Source organism: Streptomyces sp. NPDC025784, assembly GCF_055558435.1.
The window spans coordinates 210,860-226,492 of the sequence record NZ_JBVHMN010000006.1; the positions used below are offsets into that span (position 1 = coordinate 210,860).

Below are 15,633 nucleotides of genomic sequence, written 5' to 3' on the forward strand. Positions count from 1 at the left end.
AGACCTCGTACCCTGTCCCCGTGTCCTCCTCCCGCCTGCGTCGCGTCGCCGTTCTGGTTCTCGCGGGTGCGAAGCCGCTCGATGTCGGCATCCCCGCTCAGGTGTTCACGACCCGGGCGAGCATGCCGTACGAGGTGCGGGTGTGCGGTGCGGCACCCGGCCTGGTGACCGGCGGCGACGGCCTGGCCTACCACGTCGCCCACGGTCTCGACGCGCTGGCGTGGGCCGACATCGTCTTCATTCCCGGCTATCGGTTCCCGGACCGCGACGACCCGCCACAGGACGTCGTCGATGCGCTCATCGCCGCGCACCGGCGAGGTGCACGGCTCGCCGCCATCTCGACCGGCGCCTTCGCGCTCGCCGCGACGGGCCTGCTCGACGGCAAGCGCGCCACGACGCACTGGCACTACACACACGCGCTCGCCGAGAAGCATCCGCTGATCCGGATCGACGAGAACGTCCTGTTCGTCGACGAGGGCAGTGTGCTGACGTCGGCCGGCGCCGCCTCGGGCATCGACCTGTGTCTGCACATCCTGCGCGGCGATCTCGGGGTGGCCGCCTCGAACCACGCGGCCCGGCGCCTGGTCGCGGCGCCCTACCGCAGCGGCGGCCAGGCGCAGTACGTGCCGCGCAGCGTGCCCGAGCCGCTCGGTGAGCGGTTCGCCGCCACCCGCGAATGGGCCCTGCACCGGCTCGACGAACCGCTCAGCCTCGAATCCCTCGCCCAGCACGCGGCAGTCTCACCGCGCACGTTCTCGCGCCGCTTCGCCGAGGACACCGGGTACACACCGATGCAATGGATCATGCGCGCCCGCATCGATCTGGCCCGCGAGCTGCTCGAGCGTTCGAAGCGCAGCGTCGAGCAGATCGCCAACGATGTCGGTCTGGGCACGGGCGCGAATCTGCGGATGCACTTCCAGCGCATCCTCGGCACCACACCGAGCGAGTACCGGCGCACCTTCACCCGAGGCGAGTAGCCCCGCCGCCCGGCGCTTGGCGCGATCCTTTCGAACCATGGCGCTCTCGCCACGGCCACGTACGGATCGCGCACGCGAGGCTGATGGGGAACGGAAGGGACACCCCACATGACTCGCATCGCCATCAACGGATTCGGCCGCATCGGACGCAACGTGCTGCGCGCCCTGCTGGAACGCGACAGCAGCCTGGAGATCGTCGCCGTCAACGACCTCACCGAGCCCGCCACCCTCGCCCGGCTCCTCGCCTACGACTCCACCGCCGGGCGGCTCGGCCGTCCGGTGACCGTCGACGGCGACGCCCTGGTCGTCGACGGTCGGCGCATCACGGTGCTCGCCGAGCGGGATCCGGCCCAGCTGCCGTGGTCCGAGCTCGGCGTCGACATCGTGCTGGAGGCGACCGGCCGCTTCACGTCGGCCAAGGCGGCCCGCGCCCACCTGGACGCGGGAGCGGCCAAGGTGCTCGTCAGTGCCCCGTCGGACGGCGCCGACGTCACGCTCGCGTACGGGGTCAACACGGACGCGTACGACCCGGCCGTGCACACGATCGTCTCGAACGCCTCCTGCACGACCAACGCGCTCGCCCCGCTGGCCGCGGTGCTCGACGACCTCGCCGGCATCGAGCACGGCTTCATGACCACGGTGCACGCCTACACGCAGGAGCAGAACCTGCAGGACGGCCCGCACCGCGACGCCCGCCGCGCCCGCGCCGCCGCCGTCAACATCGTGCCGACCACGACGGGCGCCGCCAAGGCGATCGGCCACGTGCTGCCCGCCCTGGACGGCAAGCTGTCGGGCGACTCCATCCGTGTGCCGGTGCCGGTCGGCTCGATCGTGGAGCTCAACACCACCGTCGCCCGCGAGGTGACCCGCGACGACGTGCTGGCCGCCTACCGCACTGCCGCGCAGGGCCCGCTGGCCGGTGTCCTCGAATACTCCGACGACGCCCTCGTGTCGTCCGACATCGTCGGCAACCCCGCCTCGTCGATCTTCGATGCGGCCCTCACCCGAGTCGACGGCCGACACGTCAAGGTCGTCGCCTGGTACGACAACGAGTGGGGCTTCTCCAACCGCGTCATCGACACACTGGAACTCCTCGCCACACGCTGAACGCTCCACGAGAGCGTGAGCTGAACACGTGCGGCGTGCCCCGCTCAAGGATGCCTGGCCCGCTCCTCGTCCGGCGGTCCGTTGCGGCCGGCGCCGACCGTGGCGGTCGACGACACCCCGGCTGGACATCGCTGCCGGGCGTACCCCGGCCCACACCTTTCAGGCGCCGGCCCGCCGCAGCCGCTCGGCTGCTTCTTCGGCCGGCCGAGCGGCTGCGGAGCCGTTCGGCCGGCCGACCGTTGCCTTCTTGGCGTTGAAGGCCAGTACCCACAGCCCCGCGGCCCAGGCCACTTCGCACTCCTCACGCGTCCAGTGCCGGCCGCGGGCCCGGGCGTATCCGGCCAGGAACCGCTCGGTCTCGGCGACGGTCGCGGGCCGGTCTTCGGGCCCGCCCGCGGGGAAGACTGCGGTGGAGGTACCGGCCAGGGCCGCCTCGGGCCGTGCGACCGCGCTGTCCCAGTCGTGCACCACATGCAGTGTGTCGCCGTTCCAGCGGATGTTCTGGGACTCGAAGTCGCCGTGGCCGACCACCTCGGGCAGGGCGGCGCGCCGCAGCCGCGTGCGCACACGGCGCGCCGTCTCGTCCAGCCAGCCGGGTCCGGGGCGATCGTTGAGATCCACGTCCATGTCGTCCGGCCACGGCCAGGGCCGCGGATCGGCATGATCCCAACCGATCCACGGTGGCGCGGGAGCCAGCGACGGTACGTCCGCGGCTGACGGCGCCGCCGTCACCAGGCGCGCCAGCGCCGCCGCGAACAGTTCGGGCGCGTCCGGACGCGGCGGCAGCACGGTGCCGTCCGGGACCAGTGCCTCGGCCGTGACGACCAAGTCCCTCAACGGCCCCCGGGCGTCCAGAGGCTCCGGCCCCACCAGCGGCTCCGGGCACGGGAAGCCGGCTTGGTGCATGCGGCGTTGCACCTCCAGGCAGCCGGCCAGCCGGTGCTCGAACGGCCTTGCCTTGACGACGACTTCGCGGCCGTCCGCAAGCCGCAGTCCCACGACCGTGGACAGGTGGGCGCGTTCGAAAAGCGTCTCGACGGACGGCGAGCCCAGCCACTTGCCACACCACGTGGACCATTCCCCCACCACAAGAACTCCCTGTCCTCGGCATCACCGCACCCCGCGACACGAGCGGTTGACTGATCAGCGTGGCGCACGGCCTCGATCTTCGCGACTCGGAAGGTCATCCGCGCGGGTGCGCCACGCCGGCTCCGACCAGGGAGTCCCTGTATCCCTATTGCGGTCGCATGAGGTCCAGGTCCTCGCCCCAGGCATCCAGTACTTCGCCATGACCGGTTTCTCGGACCGCCGCCTCGACAAGGGTGAACAGGTACCGCTGCATGGATACGTCGCCTGTTGCCGAGATCCGGTCCAGGGCGCGCAGCAACACGTCGGTGTCCCAGCCCGGAAGCGGATGTCGGGCGAGCTCCCACTCCAGGTATTTGTTGTAGGGGCGGGGGCGGCGGTCGAGGACGAAGAGCAGTTCGAGCAGGAACCGCATGCTGTCGGCGGCGTCGAGGCGAGCCGCGAGAGCCTGGCCGTCCCGGTGGTTCTTGACGGAGCGGTAGAGCGAGTTGGCGTAGGCGTCGAGCCTGCCACGGGCGTCCCGGAATGCCTCGTCGGCACCCAGACGCGCCTTGTCGGCAAGGATCCGGGCGATGCCTCCGTCGAGCCGGTCGAGCACGATCCGGGCGCGGGCGAGGGCGTAGCGCTCGAAGCCGGGCATCCCGGCCGCACGGAACTCGGTGACGGAGACGATGACGAGGTCCAGCTCGGCGGTGCGATGACCCGCGAACCGGGCGAGGTCGGTCGTGGCGTCGTCGGCGACGACTACGTACAGATCGTGGTCGGAGTGCCGTCTGATCATGCCGTCGTGGGCTCGGGAACCTTTGAGGACGAGCCCGACGACGGATGAATCAGCGGTGGCGAGTTCGACGAGCGCGTCGTAGGTGAGAGGCTGCTGAGCAGTCATGGTGTGGATCTCCGCTGCGGTGACGACAGGGATGCCTGCTGGGGCGGCCCCTGCGCGAGAGGCGCCCTGCACTGTCTGCGGCTGCGCACGGCTGCCGCCGGGGAGATCAACGCACATGCGGACTCTACTGCTCGTCCGGCCGGTGCGGCAGGGCATCCGGGGAGACGTCAGCATGCCGACCCCCCGCTGGCCACAGCCACTCGCCGAGCGCTGCGACCGGCACAGCCGCCCGACAGCGGACGGTGTCGCGCCCAAGTGCGACGGTCACGCACTGGCCGCCGCTCGTCGAGGGCCCGGTTGCCGCAGACCGGCCTCAGCCGTCCGTTCGTTGCGCGACACGGGAATCGGTCACGAGGGCGTCGCCGGGCTCTCCTCCTTGAGCCAGTCGGCGAACGTCTGAGTGCCGCGGGGGCCGGCGCCGGTCGGCAGCAGGCCTCCCTTCCTCATCGCCCCGGGGAGGTACAGGGGCACGACGGGGCGCCGGCGCGCGCCGCCCGCGGCGATGAGGCGCCGGGCCAGGTCGACCAGCGACTCGACCTGCGGACCTGCGAGCTCAGGGGCCATCCCCCTCGGCGATCCGAGGGCAAGGTCGACGAGGGCCTCGGCCACCTCCCGTACGGCGATGGGCTGGACCACCGCCGTCGGCACCAGCGCGATCGGCCCGGGGACACCACTCAGCGCCTGCCCCACGAACTCGTAGAACTGCGTCGCCCGCATGATGGTCCACGGCACCACCCCACCCTGGATGATCTCCTCCTGCCGCAACTTACCCGTGTAGTACGGGTGCCCGACCCGGTCGACCCCCACGATCGACGGCGTCACGAGGTGCCGCACCCCGGCGCGTTCGGCCGCCCCGACGAGATTCCGTCCCGCCTTGTCGAAGAAGCCGACGGCCACCGACTTGCGATTCGTGGTCACATTGCTGACGTCGATCACCGCCTCGGCCCCGGTCAGCGCGGCATACAGCCCCGACCCGCTCACCAGATCGACACCGTGGCCACGCGACAGCACTACGGGCGCATGCCCGCGAGCCCGCAGTACCTCCACCACCGCTCGTCCGGCCACCCCGGTACCACCGGCAACTGCGATCTTCATGATCTCTCCCGTCCGCTCACGCTGCGCGAGGGAAGGACGACAGAACGGCACCCATCGCGGCAGCCTCCTTCAAGGTTTCGATCACGACGGTATCATTCGATACTAATTGGCGTGTCGGCGCCTCGGGCGGCGTCAGCGCCTCACCGGCTGCCCGGTGTGCGTGCCGTGTTCAGGAACGGGGTGGGAGCCGTTGGCTGCCCGCTATGCAGGCAGTCCCACGCTGATGTGCGGGGCCAGCGCCTTGAGGAAGTCGACGGCGTCGAAGATCTCCCCCGCGGACGCAACCCCCACCGCTCGGGTCCGGCCGCCGAGGACTCGGTCGACGGCTTCTCCGACGAGCGGTGCGGTGACCGCGTAGATGTCCTGACCCGTGGCAACGGCGCGGCGTTCGACGCCGCCGGCGCGTACGACGGCGTCGACGAGGAACGTCTGGTCGGACCGGCCGCTCGCGTCGACCGGAGTCGGTGCCGGGGTGTCGGGGTTCGACAGGTCACGGGCGGCCTCGGTCGTCATGTAGGTGCACACCTCGGCGATGTCGAGGTGGCTGGGTACGGTGATGACTTCGGCCATCGTGAACTCGCCGATGACCGGACGCGGGCCCATCGGTTCGGGGAAGGGCCACTCCAGGGTGGGGTGGGCGTCGTCCCGGTACTCCAGCCGCCCCTGCGCGTAGCGCACGCGCCGGCCGTCGCGCCGCTCATGGGACACGGCGCCCGAGGCACGCGTCCCGGCGGTGGGGTGCCAACTGGTCAGCCCGAAGGCGACATGCGCCTCGTCGGCCGTGGTCCAGTCACCCATGGCGGCGGTGACGAGCAGGTCACCGAGACCGCCGTAGAAGGCCATGGCGGGGACGATCACCGTCTGTGCGGCGCGTGCGCGAGCTGCGAAATGGGCGAACGTATCGCGGTTGGCCTCGACCTCGGCGGCGACGTCGATGTACGGCATCGAGGCGCGCAGGGCCGCCTCGATCACCGGGCCGGCGGTCGAGGCGAACGGGCCGGCGCAGTTGACGACGGCGGCCGTGCCCGCCAGCGCACGGTCGAGCGAGTCCGGGTCGTCGATGGACGCCGGTCGCGCTTCCATCCCGGTCTCCGCGGCGTACTTCTCCAGCTTGGCGGTGTCGCGGCCGGACAGGACCGGGACGAACCCGCGCTCACGCAGCTCCGCCACGACGAACCGCCCGGTGTGCCCGTACGCACCGAACACCGCCACCTTCTGCACCGATCCCATAACCCGTCTCCTCGCTCCCGGACGATCGACTGCAGTCATCCTGGCCAGCCGGAAACCCGGAAACCAGTGTCCGGAACGACCTACGCCATACAATTCCGGACATGGCCACTGTCGCGATCGCCGTCACCGACGGAATGCTCCACTTCGAACTGTCCCTCGCGTACGAGGTCTTCGGCCCGCCCGCGGACGCCGTGAAGGTCCCTTGGTACGAGGTCGCCGTGTGCGGGCCCGAGGGCGTACGGATCGGCAACTTCCGCCTCTCACCGGACCATGGGCTGGACCGTCTGCGACACGCCGACACCGTCATCGTCCCGGGCTGGTCCGACATCGACGTCGACCCGCCCACCGAACTGGTCGACGCCGTACGGGAGGCCCATGAAGCCGGCGCCCGTGTGGCCTCGTTGTGCACGGGCGCGTTCGTGCTCGCGGCCGCCGGTCTGCTCGACGGGAAGCGCGCCACGACGCATTGGGCACACACACGGGAAATGGCGGCCCGCTACCCGAAGGTGGACGTCGATCCCGACGTCCTGTACGTGGACAACGGCCGCGTCCTCACCTCAGCGGGCAAGGCAGCCGCCATGGATCTGTGCCTGCACATCGTCCGCCTCGACCACGGCTCGTCCGTGGCCAACGCCGTGGCCCGGCGCCTCGTCGTCCCGCCGCACCGGGACGGCGGCCAGTCCCAGTACGTCACCACCCCGGTGCCCTCTCCCGCGAACCACCCGCTCGCCGAACTCTTTCCCTGGGTCATGGCCCGCCTGGACCAGCCTCTGACCGTCGAGGACCTCGCCCGCCAGGCGCGCATGAGCTCCCGCCATCTGGGCCGCCACTTCAAGTCGGTCACCGGCACAACCCCGCTCCAGTGGCTGCTGACCCAACGGCTCCGCCGCGCCCAGGAACTGCTGGAGATCAGTGACGACAGCATCGACACCATCGCGGAAGCCACCGGCATGGGCACCGCCACGACCCTGCGCCGCCACTTCAACCGCACCGTGGGCGTCCCCCCGGACACGTATCGCCGCACCTTCCGCGCATAGGCACGCGCCACTTGAGCCTCGCCCACCGCGCCAGGCCGACGCGACGCATGCTGTCCGGCCTCGACGGCGCCTCATGGTGCTCACCGCCGGCCTGCCCGCCATGCCGGGCCGTGATGAGTTCGGCGCACTCAGTGGAGGCACAGGCAGAACGGATGACCGGCCGGATCGGCGTAGACCCGCCAGTTCGCCTCCGGGCGGAGCTGGTCCGTCCGCTCGAGCACGGTCGCTCCGAGGGCGAGGGCCCGCTCCTCCTCCCCGTCGAGGTCGTCCACATCGAAGTCCAGATGGATTTGCTGCGGGTGCTGCCGGCCGGGCCATTCGGGCGGCCTGTATCCATCGACCCGCTGGCAGGCCAACGGCGTCCCCTCGAACCCGTGCACCTCCACCCAGTCGGGCTCCTTCGGATCCACGACCACCCGGCCGCCCAGCAGACTCGCGTAGAACTCCGCGAGCCGTACTGGATCGGCGCAGTCCAGTGCGACCGCCTGCAGCTTACGAATCACTTCCGACACCCCTCGCTCGTCGTGCACAGAAGTCCAGCACACCTGGGGCAGCCCGTACATCGACACGCTGAATGACGGTCAGTGCCACGCCGAAGCCCCGCGTCGGAACGGCCCGCGCATCGCCCGACGGACAGCGCCCCGGCCGACCCCATCGGCTCGACGGAATCAAGGGTATGAAGCCCGCGAGGCGCGGCCCCCACGTCAACCGAGCACGGCTCGGCCAGAGTTCGAGGCTCTTCCCCATTGCCGAGGCCATCCGCCCGGCCCGGCTCGACAATGCTGAGGACGACAAGCGGGGTGCGAGGACGCGACCTCAGCGAGCGCCCCGTCGGAGGACTGCACGGTCACACGGTCGGCCATGAAAACCACACTCGGGTTCTCGTCCCGTCGCACGGCAGCGATGACCTCGTCCGACGCGGCTCCGGCCCAGTCCGGATCATCGACGAGGTGAACCTGCGCCTGGAACTCGCCTCTCTCACCCCACGGCCGCATCAGCTCCCTCACCAGGGTTCGTCGTCCTCTACGAGACCGCGATCCGATCATTCTGCGACCAGTGGCGTCGTGCCCGCGGCAGTTGATCGCGGCCGATAGCCTCGGCCAATAGGCAACAACCCCACCGAACAGGAACTTCGATGCCCATCACGCGCCGTTCTTCCCTGACCGCGTTGGCCGGCCTCTCCGTCACCCCGATCATCGGTAGCGGCGCGCCCGTCGCCAACGCGGCCGCAGGGAGGGTTCACACGGCAGCGCATCAGGCCTTCACCGCCCTTGAGCGGGAGTTCGACGCGCGGCTCGGGGTCTTCGCGGTGGACACCGCTACCAGCACGGTCGTCGCCCATCGCGCGGACGAGAGGTTCGCCTACGCCTCCACCTACAAGGCGCTGGCGGCCGCCGCAGTACTTGACCACAACCGCCTGGAAGACCTCGAACGGATCGTGCACTACGCCCAGGACGACCTGGTCGACCACTCGCCCATCACGGAACAGCATGTGGACACCGGCATGAGCCTGCGGGCTCTGTGCGACGCCGCGGTCCGCTACAGCGACAACACCGCCGGAAACCTGCTGTTCGACGAGCTCAACGGACCGAAGGGCTTCCAGAACGCCCTGGCAGCGCTGGGGGACGACACCACCCAGGCCGACCGCTACGAACCCGCTCTCAACGAAGCCACGCCCGGCGACCGTCGCGACACGTCCACGCCACGTGCCCTCGCCGCCGATCTACGCGAATTCGGCCTCGGCGACACCCTCGACGCCGCCGAGCGAGCACTGCTCATCGACTGGCTCAAGCGCAACACCACAGGTGACAACCTCATTCGTGCAGGAGTCCCGGACACCTGGTCGGTCGGCGACAAGACCGGCTCCGCAAGTTATGGAACCCGCAACGACATCGCCCTCGCCTGGCCGCCCCACGCAGCCCCCGTCATCATCGTCGTCCTCTCCAGCCGAGCCGCTCGAGATGCCGACTACGACGACAGGCTCATCGCTCGTGCCGCAGCGGTTGCCGTCACGGCCCTGAACCAGCAGATCAAGCCGTGTTGATGAGGCAAACCGGCGCCGAGCGTTCTCGTGGCTTCAGGCCGGACGGCCAATGACCTCCTGCTCGAATAGTCCCCAAGACCGGGCTCGACCTCCGATCACCGTGGCCTCGGCCGTTGAGGGTCTCCGGACCCCACGGCCCCCGGCGACTGGAGAGCGTTCCGATGAGGCACGGTGACAGCTGAGTACGCATACTCATGCGACTTCCCACCCCCGCCGTCCACAGTGGTCACAGACGGGGGAAGGGGCGACTGTGGTGGGGCATCGACGTCGTACCAGAGCCATTCTGGGCATGGTGTGCAGCGCGGTGTTGCTGGCCGTCTCCGCCTGTTCGCAGGATGGCGCCACCAGTCCGAAGACGGTTCGCAAACTCGCCGGCAGTGCCGAGGCGGTGCAGGCCCGCAGGCAGGCGGAGCAGGAGATCCGGGCAACCATCACCTACTGGGATACCCACACCGCGCTCTCGCTCGGCCTGGTCACCGTCCACGACTCGTGCGTGGGCGGGCAGGCCCGAGAGTTGTTCTCCGTGGACGGGGACGACCAGTACAAGATCCACTGCACGATGTACGTCAACGCCTACTTCGGCGCCGGCCCGGACCATGCGGCCGACACGATCGACAGCATCCTCACCGCGGGTGATCATCGCGGCTCCCGGATTCCCTTCGGACACGACTTCTTCTACGCGACCAAGGTCGTCGACTACTACCGGGGCAAGACGGGCGACCCGCAGGGCCCAGGCACCGGTGAGCCGAACGAACTGTTCAGCGCGCCCACGATCACGCTCGACTGGGACCAGGTCCGCCAGGACGGGAAACGTCAGCGGATCGAGGAACTCCCGGCATGTTCCCCTGGCGATCCGCCTGTCCAGCGCTGCCTGCGTGAGCCGGCCTCCACCAGCGTCACGAACCTGCGCGACAAGTACGGCATGGTGTTCAAGCTCGCCTTCTCCGGCAACAACTACTTCACCGTGTCCGAAGACGGCCGAACAGTCAGCGGATGACACGGAATCCGAACGCTGGAACTCGGGCGGGCAGTTCCTCGCGGCTGACCGTGAGGCACCGACCTCGCTGCGGGGAGCGGTCGAGAGCCTGGCTCGACTCCCCTCGTTCTTCCGTCATGGTGAACCTGCTCTTTTCCCTCCCAGGCGATGTAGAGAACCCCTCGACGGCTCCGTTCATGGGGCGAGTGCGCCACACTGGGCGCACCGAAGATCAAGGAGTTCACGTGCCGAAGTTCCTGTTGTTGGTCAACCACGACGGTGGAGTGTTCGAGCAGCCCATGGACGAATGGGCTCCCGACGACATCACGGCCCACTTCGACTACTACGAGGCGTTGACCGAAGAACTCGTCGCGAGCGGTGAGATGGTGCAGTTCACCGGGCTGGCCGACCCGCGTCTCGCCAGGGTCGTACGCTCGGACGGGGCTGCGACCCCGGTGGTGACCGACGGCCCGTTTCCGGAGTCCAAGGAGGTTCTGGCCGGGTTCAATGTCATCGATGTGGCCTCCGAGGCCCGCGCCCTGGAGATCGCGGCGAGGATCTCGGCCGTGCCCGGGCCTGGTGGGGTTCCGACCCAACAGCCGGTCGAGGTACGCCAAGTGATGCACGACACCGCGTTCGACCTGTGACCGAACGCCCGGACATCGAGGACCTGCTGCGCTCACTGGCGCCGCAGGTCCTCGGCCTGCTCGCGCGACGGCACGGCGACTTCGACGCATGTGAGGACGCGGTCCAGGAAGCCCTGATCGCAGCCGCCCGCCACTGGCCCGCACACGGGGTGCCGGAGAATCCGCGCGGCTGGCTGCTGCAGACCGCCACGCGCCGCTACACCGACCAGATGCGCAGCGACACAGCACGACGACGGCGCGAGCAACGTGTGGCAAGGGAGCCGGCCCAGCCCGAAGCCCCGAACGCCGACGACAGCCTCGCCCTGCTGTTCATGTGCTGCCACCCCACGCTCACACCCGCCTCGGCGATCGCCCTGACCCTGCGGGCCGTCGGCGGCCTGACGACCGCACAGATCGCAGCCGCCTACCTGGTGCCCGAGGCGACGATGGCCCAGCGCATCAGCCGGGCCAAGCAGCGCTTGAAGGCGTCGTCGGTGCAGTTCGAGGTGCCCGCGCCGGGTGAGCCGGACTGGCCTGGCCGGCTCCGCTCCGTACTGCACGTGCTGTACCTCCTGTTCAACGAGGGCTACACCGCCTCCAAGGGCCCGATGCTGCACCGAGCGGACCTGTCCGGTGAGGCAATCCGGCTGGCCCGGCAGGCGCACCGGATCCTGCCGGCCGAAGGTGAGGTGGCCGGGCTGCTGGCCCTGATGCTCCTGACCGAGGCGCGCCGGCCGGCACGCACCGGCCCGCACGGCGAACTGGTCCCCTTGGCCGAACAGGACCGCACGCGCTGGGACCGCCGCCTGATCCGGGAGGGGTCCGCGCTGCTCATCGGTTCGTTCGCCAACGAGGGACGGCCGGGCGAGTACCGGCTGCAGGCCGCCATCGCAGCCGTCCACGACCGCGCGGCTCGCGCTCAGGACACGGACTGGCCACAGATCCACGGCCTCTACGAGTTGCTCGAACGTGTGACAGGCAGCCCGCTCGTCACTCTCAACCGCGCGGTCGCCCTCGCCATGGTCGACGGCCCGAGCGCCGCCCTGGCACTGCTCGACCGGCTCGACACCGACGACCGCGGCCTACTCGCCGACCATCATCGGGTGCACGCGGTACGAGCACACCTGCTGGAAATGGCGGGAGAGCCGGCGTCGGCAGTGACTCAGTACCGCCTGGCAGCCGCCCTCACCACCAACGCGCCCGAGCAGCGCTACCTCACCACCAAAGCGGCCCACTTGCACCGGCGTTCGCGGCCACACACCGGCTGAACGATCGATCTGCCGAACAGGTCGAGGTCGTCTGCACTGCACTCTCCTCGCACACCACAGGGGAGGAATCATGCAAGGGAAAAGGGCCAGAACGGCTACTTCCCCGGTACGGACACGACCGCGCGCGTCATGTCCGGCGGAGACGCCGTGACGCTGAAGTAACACCCCCTCAGAAGCTCCGCCTCAGGTCACGTCGACTCGACGTGACCTGGGGCGGGCACCATCGCAAGTCGGAGCGGGGCGCCTCCGCCAACGCATGGCATGGCATGGCTGTGGCGGTGGCGCGCACAGACACCGGGACGCAAAACGGCACTGGCCGTTCTCCAGCGGCTCGCTGTCCTGTCTCATCGAGGCCGGCCGCGGCACGAGCACTCGACCGCGGGCCCTGAGCTGACGGGTGCACTTTCGCGTGAGGCGGATAGCCTGCGCCGATGGACCGTATGGAGCGAGCCGTCGCGACAGTCGTCGGGTCAGCCGTGGGCGACGCTCTGGGAGCTCCCTTCGAGTTCGGCCCGCCAGGTGCGTTCTCTGCCCGATTCCCTGCGCCAGGGAGCGGTGGCGAGATGTGCGGAGGCGGCGGTTGGGATCCGGGCGAGGCCACGGACGATACGCAGATGGCCGTTCTTGTCGCCGAGTCGCTGCTGCAGCAGGGCGGACCGGACCTGCCCGACATCTTCGCTCGCTTCCAGCAGTGGGCGGCGGCCGAGCCCAAAGACATCGGCCTGCAGACCGAGGACGTACTGACCAACGGCATGCCCTGGGATCTCGCCGCCGCGATTCACTTCCAGGTCAACCAACGGGCAGCCGGCAACGGCTCGTTGATGAGGGCGTCGACATCCGCGGTCTACTTTGCGCGGGCCGGACAGTCGGCCACGATGGATGCCGCGCGACGCATTGCCGCCCTTACTCACGGCGATCGCGCCGCCTGGGAAGGCACCGCGATATTCCACGAACTCATTCGCCTCAGCCTGACCGGCGTCGATCCCCTCCGCGCCCTTCCTGACGTTCTGGACCTCGTCGATCCAGGCCACCGCCGGCGATACGCCACGGTCCTGGCTGCTGACTGGCACCCCGCCCAGGCGACCGAGTTCAACGGCGCGGTCTGGCCCTGTTTGGGGACGGCGGTCTGGGCTCTGCGCAGCACGACCAGCTTCGAGGACGCCCTTCGGGCGGCGATCGACGTCGGCGGTGACACCGACACCGTCGCCGCGGTCACCGGAGGTCTCGCGGGCGCCTACTACGGATGGGAAGCGATCCCCGCCCGGTGGACCGGGTCCTTGCACGTGCCCCTGCCAGGGTTCGCCGGACGGGTGCTGAGGGTGGCAGATCTGACCGATCTGGCGCGTCGCCTCGGGGCCGGCCTCGACTGACCCGGGCAGCGCCAGGGCTACGCCACCAGGGCCCTTTGTCACAGGACGCCGCCAGACGACAGAACCGTAGTTCTCGGTGCCCCTCGCGGCGAGGCCCCGGCCGGGTGCGGCCGCATACCCCGATCCCTGCCTGTGTGCCATGTGGCTTCAGGGGATCAGCGCCACCGAGTCCGTCGACCCCAACTCACACGCCGGGCCGGGTCGTCCGGGACCGGGCTGCGTCGTGTCCAGCCGCGCCGACTCGACCGTAATTCGCTTGACCGGGCCACCTGTCGACGCTGCAGAGTGGCGAGACACCACGAGTCATGGTGCTGGTAACCCCGAGAGGCAGCAGCAGCGATGGAGATACGTCCCACGACCGATCAAGACCTCGACGTCTTCGTCGACACACTCCACGCTGCGTTCGGGCGCTTCCCGGAAACTGCGGCCGACGGCGGCGGGGTGTGGTGGTCGGCGCTGGAGATGGACCGGAATCTGTTCGCCGTCACGGCGGACGGGCGGCCCGTCGGCACCGCCGGCGCGTACTCCTTCGAGCTCACCCTCCCCGGTGAGATCCTCGTCCCGGCCGCCGGGGTGACCGCCGTCGGCGTCCTGCCCTCGCATCGACGCCAGGGTGTGCTCAGCGCGATGATGCGACATCAGCTCGCCGAGCTGCGGGCCCGAGGGGAGTTCCTCTCCGTACTGCTGGCCTCCGAGGCCCTGATCTACCGCAGGTTCGGGTACGGACCGGCGACGTACACGGGACGGCTGACGGTGCAGCGCCACCAGGGCGCACTCGCCCTCTCCCGGGCGCGCGGAACCGCCGATGCCCCAGCGACCGGTTCGGTCGAGCTGCTGCGGCGTGCCGAGAGCGGCGAGATCCTGGAAGAGATCTACGACCGGTACCGTCGCGCGCAGCCCGGCGCACTGTCCCGGCCGCACCGCTGGTGGACCTCGGGAGCGGGGCAGCCCCCGGTCTCTCCGGCGCCGCGCTACGTCGCCGTCCACCGGGACGCCGACGGCGTCCCGGACGGGTACGCCAGCTACTCCATCGGCGAGCCCGACACCCTGACGGTCGACGAGACCATCGCCGTCGACGACGCGGCTTCCACGGCCCTGGCCAGGTTCCTCCTCGGACACGACCTGGTCAGCCAGGTCGTGTTCAAGCACGTCCCGCCCGAGCACCCGCTGCGCTGGCAGCTCGCGGACTTCCGCGCCGGCCAGGTGAGCAACGACACCGACTGGCTCTGGGTGCGGCTGCTGGATGTCCCGCGCGCCCTGACCGCACGCGGGTGGTTCATGGACGGCGAGCTCGTCCTCGACGTCGACGACCCGTTCCTCGGCGAGCACGCCCGGTACCTGCTGACCGTCCGGGACGGCAAAGCGGACTGCGTCCCGACGGACCGGGAGCCCGACCTGTCCCTGGACGTGAGCGACCTGGGCTCGATCTACCTCGGCGGCACCGCCCCGAGCGTGCTCGTGCGTGCCGGACACGTCCAGGCCCACCGTCCGGGCGCGGCTTCCCTCGCCGACGCGCTCTTCCGCGCCGAACGCCCGCCGCACTGCCTGCACTGGTTCTGACCGGAGCAGCGGGAGCCGGCGGCGACGGAAGCCCGACTGGAGTGGGCGGGGCCGAGCGCTACGACGTTCAAGGTTCCGGTGGGGCGAGTGAGGGTCTCTTCGCCCACGTCTGCCGGGCACGGCCGGTCGGGGCAGACCGTCACGTATGGCTGCCACGAGATGTGGTGCGTGCATGGGACGGGCCCCTGCCGTCGAGGAATCGTCGCAGCCCGGTTCGGACGCCGTCGGTGGGCACGGTGGCGGCGAAGCAGGCCGCCTCGACGACATGGTCGAGCTGGCACGCGGGGCGGAGTGACGGGGAGCGGTGGCGGTCCGCCACCGCTCCCCCGCACCACGCCCCCCCCCCCGTCCCGCCGTGCCCCGCGGCCACC

The 15,633-nt window shown here is 70.1% G+C and carries 16 protein-coding genes; 10 read left to right on the plus strand and 6 right to left on the minus strand.

The window, feature by feature from the left end; genetic code table 11:
- Window positions 1–20 precede the first annotated feature (20 nt).
- The gene (locus tag ACZ4IF_RS16365; protein ID WP_467563381.1) at window positions 21–977 is read left to right on the plus strand and encodes a GlxA family transcriptional regulator; all 957 of its coding nucleotides are present in this window, start codon (window positions 21–23) and stop codon (window positions 975–977) included.
- 108 nt (window positions 978–1,085) lie between these two features.
- The gene (gap, locus tag ACZ4IF_RS16370) at window positions 1,086–2,084 is read left to right on the plus strand and encodes a type I glyceraldehyde-3-phosphate dehydrogenase (protein WP_467563383.1); all 999 of its coding nucleotides are present in this window, start codon (window positions 1,086–1,088) and stop codon (window positions 2,082–2,084) included.
- Between the two features lie 159 nt (window positions 2,085–2,243).
- Here the strand turns inward: gap and ACZ4IF_RS16375 are convergent, their stop codons facing one another.
- From ACZ4IF_RS16375 to ACZ4IF_RS16390, 4 genes are all read right to left on the minus strand, one after another.
- Entirely contained in the window at window positions 2,244–3,170 is a 927-nt protein-coding gene (locus ACZ4IF_RS16375) for a phosphotransferase (protein ID WP_467563385.1), read from the minus strand.
- 148 nt (window positions 3,171–3,318) lie between these two features.
- On the minus strand, window positions 3,319–4,056 hold the full coding sequence (locus ACZ4IF_RS16380) for a hypothetical protein (RefSeq protein WP_467563387.1): 738 nt from the start codon (window positions 4,054–4,056) through the stop codon (window positions 3,319–3,321).
- 348 nt (window positions 4,057–4,404) lie between these two features.
- On the minus strand, window positions 4,405–5,151 hold the full coding sequence (locus ACZ4IF_RS16385) for an SDR family oxidoreductase (RefSeq protein ID WP_467563389.1): 747 nt from the start codon (window positions 5,149–5,151) through the stop codon (window positions 4,405–4,407).
- A 201-nt stretch (window positions 5,152–5,352) separates the two neighbouring features.
- Window positions 5,353–6,381 carry a saccharopine dehydrogenase NADP-binding domain-containing protein gene (locus ACZ4IF_RS16390; protein WP_467563391.1) on the minus strand — a complete coding sequence of 343 codons (1,029 nt, stop codon included), beginning with the start codon at window positions 6,379–6,381 and terminating at the stop codon, window positions 5,353–5,355.
- 101 nt (window positions 6,382–6,482) lie between these two features.
- Between ACZ4IF_RS16390 and ACZ4IF_RS16395 the strand changes: the two genes are divergently transcribed.
- On the plus strand, window positions 6,483–7,418 hold the full coding sequence (locus tag ACZ4IF_RS16395; protein ID WP_467563393.1) for a helix-turn-helix domain-containing protein: 936 nt from the start codon (window positions 6,483–6,485) through the stop codon (window positions 7,416–7,418).
- Between the two features lie 128 nt (window positions 7,419–7,546).
- Here the strand turns inward: ACZ4IF_RS16395 and ACZ4IF_RS16400 are convergent, their stop codons facing one another.
- Together ACZ4IF_RS16400 and ACZ4IF_RS16405 are read right to left on the minus strand one after the other, a co-directional pair.
- Window positions 7,547–7,921, minus strand: a complete 375-nt coding sequence (locus ACZ4IF_RS16400) for a VOC family protein (RefSeq protein WP_467563394.1) — start codon at window positions 7,919–7,921, stop codon at window positions 7,547–7,549.
- Between the two features lie 201 nt (window positions 7,922–8,122).
- Entirely contained in the window at window positions 8,123–8,464 is a 342-nt protein-coding gene (locus ACZ4IF_RS16405; RefSeq protein ID WP_467563396.1) for a DUF6924 domain-containing protein, read from the minus strand.
- An 89-nt stretch (window positions 8,465–8,553) separates the two neighbouring features.
- Between ACZ4IF_RS16405 and bla the strand changes: the two genes are divergently transcribed.
- From bla to ACZ4IF_RS16440, 7 genes are all read left to right on the plus strand, one after another.
- Window positions 8,554–9,462, plus strand: coding sequence for a class A beta-lactamase (gene bla / locus ACZ4IF_RS16410; RefSeq protein WP_467563398.1), 909 nt, complete (start codon window positions 8,554–8,556; stop codon window positions 9,460–9,462).
- Window positions 9,463–9,715: 253 nt separating this feature from the next.
- Entirely contained in the window at window positions 9,716–10,459 is a 744-nt protein-coding gene (locus ACZ4IF_RS16415; protein WP_467563400.1) for a hypothetical protein, read from the plus strand.
- Between the two features lie 224 nt (window positions 10,460–10,683).
- Window positions 10,684–11,085 carry a YciI family protein gene (locus tag ACZ4IF_RS16420; RefSeq protein WP_467563402.1) on the plus strand — a complete coding sequence of 134 codons (402 nt, stop codon included), beginning with the start codon at window positions 10,684–10,686 and terminating at the stop codon, window positions 11,083–11,085.
- Window positions 11,082–12,332, plus strand: a complete 1,251-nt coding sequence (locus ACZ4IF_RS16425) for an RNA polymerase sigma factor (RefSeq protein WP_467563404.1) — start codon at window positions 11,082–11,084, stop codon at window positions 12,330–12,332. The genes ACZ4IF_RS16420 and ACZ4IF_RS16425 overlap by 4 nt, the downstream gene beginning before the upstream one ends.
- Window positions 12,333–12,763: 431 nt before the next feature.
- Window positions 12,764–13,702 (plus strand): ADP-ribosylglycohydrolase family protein, encoded by a 939-nt coding sequence (locus ACZ4IF_RS16430; RefSeq protein WP_467563406.1) that lies wholly within the window; start codon window positions 12,764–12,766, stop codon window positions 13,700–13,702.
- Window positions 13,703–14,041: 339 nt separating this feature from the next.
- Window positions 14,042–15,262: a GNAT family N-acetyltransferase gene (locus ACZ4IF_RS16435; RefSeq protein ID WP_467563408.1), complete on the plus strand. Its 1,221-nt coding sequence runs from the start codon at window positions 14,042–14,044 to the stop codon at window positions 15,260–15,262.
- 172 nt (window positions 15,263–15,434) lie between these two features.
- The gene (locus tag ACZ4IF_RS16440) at window positions 15,435–15,557 is read left to right on the plus strand and encodes a hypothetical protein (RefSeq protein WP_467563410.1); all 123 of its coding nucleotides are present in this window, start codon (window positions 15,435–15,437) and stop codon (window positions 15,555–15,557) included.
- Window positions 15,558–15,633 lie beyond the last annotated feature (76 nt).

Coding starts and splice junctions, on each gene's coding strand:
- gap (WP_467563383.1), top strand. CDS start 1,086: ATGACTCGCATCGCCATCAACGGATTCGGCCGCATCGGACGCAACGTG.
- ACZ4IF_RS16380 (WP_467563387.1), bottom strand. CDS start 4,056: ATGACTGCTCAGCAGCCTCTCACCTACGACGCGCTCGTCGAACTCGCC.
- ACZ4IF_RS16385 (WP_467563389.1), bottom strand. CDS start 5,151: ATGAAGATCGCAGTTGCCGGTGGTACCGGGGTGGCCGGACGAGCGGTG.
- ACZ4IF_RS16390 (WP_467563391.1), bottom strand. CDS start 6,381: ATGGGATCGGTGCAGAAGGTGGCGGTGTTCGGTGCGTACGGGCACACC.
- ACZ4IF_RS16395 (WP_467563393.1), top strand. CDS start 6,483: ATGGCCACTGTCGCGATCGCCGTCACCGACGGAATGCTCCACTTCGAA.
- ACZ4IF_RS16405 (WP_467563396.1), bottom strand. CDS start 8,464: ATGATCGGATCGCGGTCTCGTAGAGGACGACGAACCCTGGTGAGGGAG.
- bla (WP_467563398.1), top strand. CDS start 8,554: ATGCCCATCACGCGCCGTTCTTCCCTGACCGCGTTGGCCGGCCTCTCC.
- ACZ4IF_RS16430 (WP_467563406.1), top strand. CDS start 12,764: ATGGACCGTATGGAGCGAGCCGTCGCGACAGTCGTCGGGTCAGCCGTG.
- ACZ4IF_RS16435 (WP_467563408.1), top strand. CDS start 14,042: ATGGAGATACGTCCCACGACCGATCAAGACCTCGACGTCTTCGTCGAC.
- ACZ4IF_RS16440 (WP_467563410.1), top strand. CDS start 15,435: ATGGGACGGGCCCCTGCCGTCGAGGAATCGTCGCAGCCCGGTTCGGAC.